This is a genomic window from Allokutzneria sp. NRRL B-24872, from assembly GCF_002155965.1.
Lineage (GTDB): Bacteria > Actinomycetota > Actinomycetes > Mycobacteriales > Pseudonocardiaceae > Allokutzneria.
This window is the reverse complement of the sequence record NZ_MUMH01000265.1, coordinates 1-5,038: the sequence shown is the minus strand read 5'-3', so window position 1 is coordinate 5,038 and position 5,038 is coordinate 1. Positions and strand designations below refer to the sequence as shown.

Here is a 5,038-nt window from a genome sequence, read left to right as displayed (position 1 = left end):
ACGACGGCCCGGCCGAGCCCGAAGCCCTGCTCCCGCAGGCGCCCCGCAAACTGGTCCCGGTCGCCAAGCGCCCGACCCGCGAGGCCCGGCCCGGCGACCTGATCTGCGGTGAGTGCGGCCAGCCGAACACGCCCACCCGCAAGTTCTGCAACCGGTGCGGCACAAGCCTCGCCGACGCCGAGGTCGTGCGCGCGAAGTGGTGGCGCCGCCTGTGGAACTTCCTGTTCCGCCGCAGGACCCGCAAGGCAGGCGCCCGCCCCGGCAAGAAGGGCGAGCGCAGGCAGGGCCGGTTCCGGGAGACCGTGCTGCCGAAGCTGCGCATGGCCAGCGGTGTCGTGCTGCTGCTCATGACGCTCACCTACGCCTTCTACCCACCCGCCAGCCAGTGGGTGAACGGCCAGGTCGAGGCCGCCAAGCGCCGTGTCCTGGCGTGGATCTCGCCCGAGTTCGCCCCGATCCGCCCCACCTCCGCCACCGCCACCGCCCAGCTGCCCGGCCACGAGGCCGTCGCCGCGGTCGACGCCTACACCAACACCTATTGGGCCGCTTCGGAAAGAGCCGTCTCGCCCGCATTGGTGCTGACCTTCAAGGACCCCGCGAACCTCGACCGCATCCTCGTCACCTCCGGCGCGAAGGGCGATTTCCTCGGCAACCACCGGCCCAAACGACTGCACCTGGTCTACTCCACCGACAAGGCCGAGGACGTCGACCTCAAGGACACCCCCGAGCCGCAGCAGAGCCCGCTGAAGCTCGGCAAGGACGCGACCTCCGTGCAGGTGCACGTGACCGAGGTCTTCCGCTCGATCAGCGGCCACGACGTCGCGCTGACCGAGCTGGAGCTGTTCACCCAGAAGAAATAGCCGAGAGAGGACGCCATGGGCACCGTGCACCTCGAAGAACTCCAGCGCAACGCCACGAACAACCTCGCAGCGCCCGCGCAGGCCTTCCAGCTCCCCGCTGATCTCGTCACCAGGCTGGAGCAGTCGCTGTCGCTGCAGACGACGTGGGACCGCTACGCCGACCTCGTCGACCACGCGCTGACCCACGACGCGAGGGCGGTGCTCACCTACGACCACGGGTCCACGCTGAACGGCGTCTCCTACGAGTACTGGGTGAGCGTTCGCGGCATCCTCCGCTACGCGATCGACCAGCTGGAAGCGCTGCGAGACACCTTCCAGACACTTGTCACCTGGTTCACCATGAACCCCGGTCTGGACCAGGACCTCCAGATGTGTCAACGGATTCTCGCGCACTGCGAGCGCCGGATCGCCGCGCTGACGCTGCTGCTGTCCGACTGGCAGCTCAAGGACCACGAGGACGACACCGACTCCGACGACGACACCGACTCCGACGACGACACCGACTCCGACGACGACACCGATTCTGGCGACGACGGCGACGATGACGACGACGAAGAGGCCGAGATCGACAGGCAGATCGCCGAACTCGACAGGGAGATCGCCGACGCGGACCGGGTGATCACCGACGCCGATCGGGACCTGGACCGGATGGCGGGCGGCGACGGGAACTCGACGAAGCACTGAAACCGAAGCAGCGGAAAGGAAAAGCCATGGACAGCACCGCCCCCGCCTTCGGCCGGCCCGAGGCGCTCAACGCCCACGTCGAAGTCCTCAAGTACGTCGAAGCGACCATGCGCTACCACGCCGAGAGCTTCGAGGACCTCCGCGCCACGATCCACGAGGCCGACAACGCCGTCCTCGCGCTCGCCGAACTCGATGAGACCGAACGGCAGCACACGCTGACCGCCTACCAGGACGCGCAGTCCCACCTCGAAGCGTTCGCCGCCAGCACCACCGAGATCCGCGAGTGGTTCAAGGAGAACGGCAGCGCCTTCCCCGACGAGATCACCCACTACGAGGCGATGACGGAGCAGCTGGCGACCTGGCGCACCCACCTCACCCGCCAGGCAGCCCTCTGCGACTCCTAGCAGTCACGAACCCGGGCTGGGGCGTCTTCAAGACCCCCCAGCCCCCTTGTCGATCATCGTTAACCACCCCGAACCCCCGGCCGACAGGCATCCGCCTTCACGCGGACGGGTTGCCCGTCGGTGCCTGGTTCTACATTGGCTCTCAGGGACATCGAGGGGGGAAGCGTGGGCGTGTTGAGGGAGGTCATCGCTCGGCTGCACGCGGTGCGGGAGCGGTGTGCCCAGGCCGGTGAAGCACTCGACCAAGGCTATGGCCTGTTGGAAGAGGCCAATACCGAGTGCGATCGCGCCATCGCTGGCACCCGCGACGCGGAGGGCAACGAAGTGCTCAGGCTGTTGGCTCACGGCGTTGCCGAACTGAACGACATCTGCCGTGCGATGGTCGCGCTGGGAAGACGCATTCAGATCTGCACCAGCAGTTTCGAGCCGATCGCTCGCGGAGTCACTGGCTTCCCCCAATGCGAGCCGCCAGCACGCGCCCCCGAACGCACACCGCCCGTGGTCCGGTCAGAACACGTCGAACAGTTGCGACAGCAGCTGCCGCCGCCCGTGGTGCGCAACAGCGGACAGAAGACCCACGGCCGCTGGGTGGCACCGGACGGCTCAGCGCAGTCGACGGTCAGCGGAGTGGAAGAGCTCACCGCCCGCGTGAACGACGTGCTCACAGCTCTGGGATGCGCCATGCTGCCCGCGCGCGCCGCGGCCGACGTCGAGCTGAAGCTGGCCGCGCTGATGCGGGACCGAGGCCCGACGGACCCGGCGATGCGACACATCACCCTCGTGATCAACAATTGACCGTGCAAGGGTGACCTCAGCTGCGACGAGCTGATACCGATCATCCTGCCCGAGGGGTACTCGATGACTGTGCACGCCCCGAACTACCGCAAGCGATTCACCGGAGGAGCGAAGCCGTGGTGGCGTTGAGAGCCTGGTACGACCCGGACGACGACAACGAGCCGATCATCGTCGGTTCCACGCGCGACCTGGACGCGCTTCTCGATCGGCTCGTCGCTGACGGGGCCTCGGTCGAAGTACCGCCGTTGATGCAGCTCTCCCGCCGAGACCCCGACGGGTGGGCGGTCCTGCACATCGGCGTCAACGGCGACCGGGGCGTGCTGACGCACACGGGCAGCGAGGGTTCCTACGTCACCGTCAACGGCACCGACGCGGACACGTCGACGATCACCTACGACTACATGGGACACGTCCGCGAAGTCCCGGGCAACGCGGAGATCCCGCTGCACGATGTTCGCGCCGCCGGGCACGAGTTCGTCATGACCAACGGTGCCCGACCGGCGCGCGTCCACTGGCGAGATCAGCCGAAGGTGAACGAGTAGGCCTGCACTCCGGGGCTGACGGTCGCGGTCTGGCCGCCACGCGTGTAGGTGAGCGTTCCGCTGCCGGAGAGCACGATCCGGACATCCTGGGCGCGGTAGTTCAGGCGAATGCGGGCTTCAGCGCCGGTGGGGGTGATGTTCTGGCTGCCGAGCGTCCAGTCTCCGTCCAGGGTGAAGCTGTCGCGGGCCTGGTTCTCCGGCAGGCGGAAGGACTTCTCGCCGCTGGTGTAGTTCTCGGTTCCGGCGAAGTTGACGCGCTTGGTGGACCCGAGGTAGGTCTCCTGCGTGATGCGGTTGATGTCGGGGGTCTGATCGGCGATCCCGGTCGCAGGCGGCAGTGCGCGGCCCGGCGCGGCGTCGGCGAGCAGCTGCCGGATGAGCTTTTCCGTCGTGGCGTAGTCACCCTCGCCGAACTTGATGTGCCGCACGGTGCCCTGAGCGTCGATCAGGTAGTGCGCGGGCCAGTACCTGTTGCGGTAGTTGGTCCACGTGGCCAGCGAGTTGTCCAGCGCGACGGGATAGGTGATCCCGAAGTTCTTCGCGGCGGAGGCGACGTTGCCGGACTCCTTCTCGAAGGCGTACTCGGGTGAGTGCACGCCGACGACGCGCAGACCCGCCTCGCGGTAGAGCGTGTCCCACGCGGTGACGTGCGGCAGCGAGCGCTGGCAGTTGATGCAGGAGTAAGCCCAGAAGTCGAGCAGCACGACCTTGCCGCGCTGCTGCTTCAGATCCACGGCGGGGGAGTTGAGCCACTGCGTGATGCCGGTGAGGTCCGGGGCGGTGCCGCAGCTCTCCAGGACCGGCGCGCCGTCGGAGCACTTGTCGAAGTCCTTGTTCTGGTTATTGACCAGGCCGCCGAGGTTGAGCGCCTTGCGGACCTCCTCGGAGTTGTCGACCTGCGCCTGCAAACCGCCGGTGTAGTCAGGAACGAGGCGTTGCAGCAGTTGCGGCAGGTTGAACACCAGGCCGAGCGACAACGCCAGCATCAGCACGCCCGCGGTGATCCGGACACCGCGCTGGCGCTTGCGGAAGGCCTGCACGCGCTCGGTGATCCGGCGTCCCGCCAGGGCGAACACGAGCAGCGGAGTCGCGGCGCCGAGTGCGAAGGCGACGGTGAGCACGACGGTGTCGACGCCGATCCGGCCGAGCACGACGATGCCCGCCCAGCGCAGCACGTCCTGGGGCAGGTCGAGCACCGACAGCAGCAGCGAGCCGAACAGGGTCACCAGCGTGAAGCTGAGCACCAGGCCCGCGATCACCAGGTAGGGCCGTGCGCGCGAGGGAGCGGAGGACTCGGTGCGGGCGCTCTGCGCGCCGCCGGAGAAGAAGATCACTGGCAGCACGGCAGGATGCACGGGGAGATGCCGGTGACCAGTCCGCCGATCAGGCCGATCAGTGCGAGGGTCATTACCGGCATTCGCCGCTCGCGTCGTGGCGGATCGGTGCCACCGCGCAGGTCACGAAAAGGTCACGAGCCGCGGATTCGGCAAACCGCTTCCCGTCGAGCGGCGAATGCGGGGTGTTCCACGAGAAAGCGTCCACATCGGACTCGCCTGATTGGCACGATCGGGCTAATTCCTTATCTGGCAACGCATCGTGGATCAGTCATGCCGACGCACAAGGAGAACTCCAGCCATGAACCGCACCGTCACCCGCTCCGTCCTCGCCGCCGGAGTCGCCTCGATCGCTCTGTTCACCGCGGCCTGCGGCTCCGGTGACACCGCGGGCGGCGCCTCCTCGGCCCCCGCCGCCC

Annotated in this window: 5 protein-coding genes and 1 pseudogene; 5 read left to right on the top strand and 1 reads right to left on the bottom strand. The window is 67.8% G+C overall.

Annotated features, from left to right (window positions below; genetic code table 11):
• The 5 genes and pseudogenes from CCN37_RS40455 to CCN37_RS37215 form a co-directional block, all read left to right on the top strand.
• On the top strand, positions 1–860 hold an 860-nt coding region (locus CCN37_RS40455; protein WP_086830113.1), incomplete at its 5' end, for a hypothetical protein.
• 15 nt (positions 861–875) lie between these two features.
• Positions 876–1,544 (top strand): hypothetical protein, encoded by a 669-nt coding sequence (locus CCN37_RS37230; RefSeq protein WP_086830111.1) that lies wholly within the window; start codon positions 876–878, stop codon positions 1,542–1,544.
• Positions 1,545–1,570: 26 nt separating this feature from the next.
• Positions 1,571–1,948: a hypothetical protein gene (locus CCN37_RS37225; protein ID WP_086830109.1), complete on the top strand. Its 378-nt coding sequence runs from the start codon at positions 1,571–1,573 to the stop codon at positions 1,946–1,948.
• Positions 1,949–2,326: 378 nt separating this feature from the next.
• Positions 2,327–2,872 (top strand): annotated as a pseudogene (locus tag CCN37_RS41875) (DddA-like double-stranded DNA deaminase toxin).
• Complete coding sequence (locus CCN37_RS37215) at positions 2,860–3,285, top strand: Imm1 family immunity protein (RefSeq protein WP_168201042.1); 426 nt, start codon at positions 2,860–2,862, stop codon at positions 3,283–3,285. The pseudogene CCN37_RS41875 and the gene CCN37_RS37215 overlap by 13 nt, the downstream one beginning before the upstream one ends.
• On the opposite strand, the gene CCN37_RS37210 is transcribed toward CCN37_RS37215, so the two are convergent.
• Complete coding sequence (locus tag CCN37_RS37210) at positions 3,264–4,628, bottom strand: cytochrome c biogenesis protein DipZ (RefSeq protein ID WP_246843541.1); 1,365 nt, start codon at positions 4,626–4,628, stop codon at positions 3,264–3,266. The two genes, CCN37_RS37215 and CCN37_RS37210, sit on opposite strands and share 22 nt — an antisense overlap.
• Positions 4,629–5,038 lie beyond the last annotated feature (410 nt).

Bases quoted from the DNA above. Each gene is read 5' to 3' on its own strand.
- CCN37_RS37230 (WP_086830111.1), top strand. From the start codon at position 876: ATGGGCACCGTGCACCTCGAAGAACTCCAGCGCAACGCCACGAACAAC.
- CCN37_RS37225 (WP_086830109.1), top strand. From the start codon at position 1,571: ATGGACAGCACCGCCCCCGCCTTCGGCCGGCCCGAGGCGCTCAACGCC.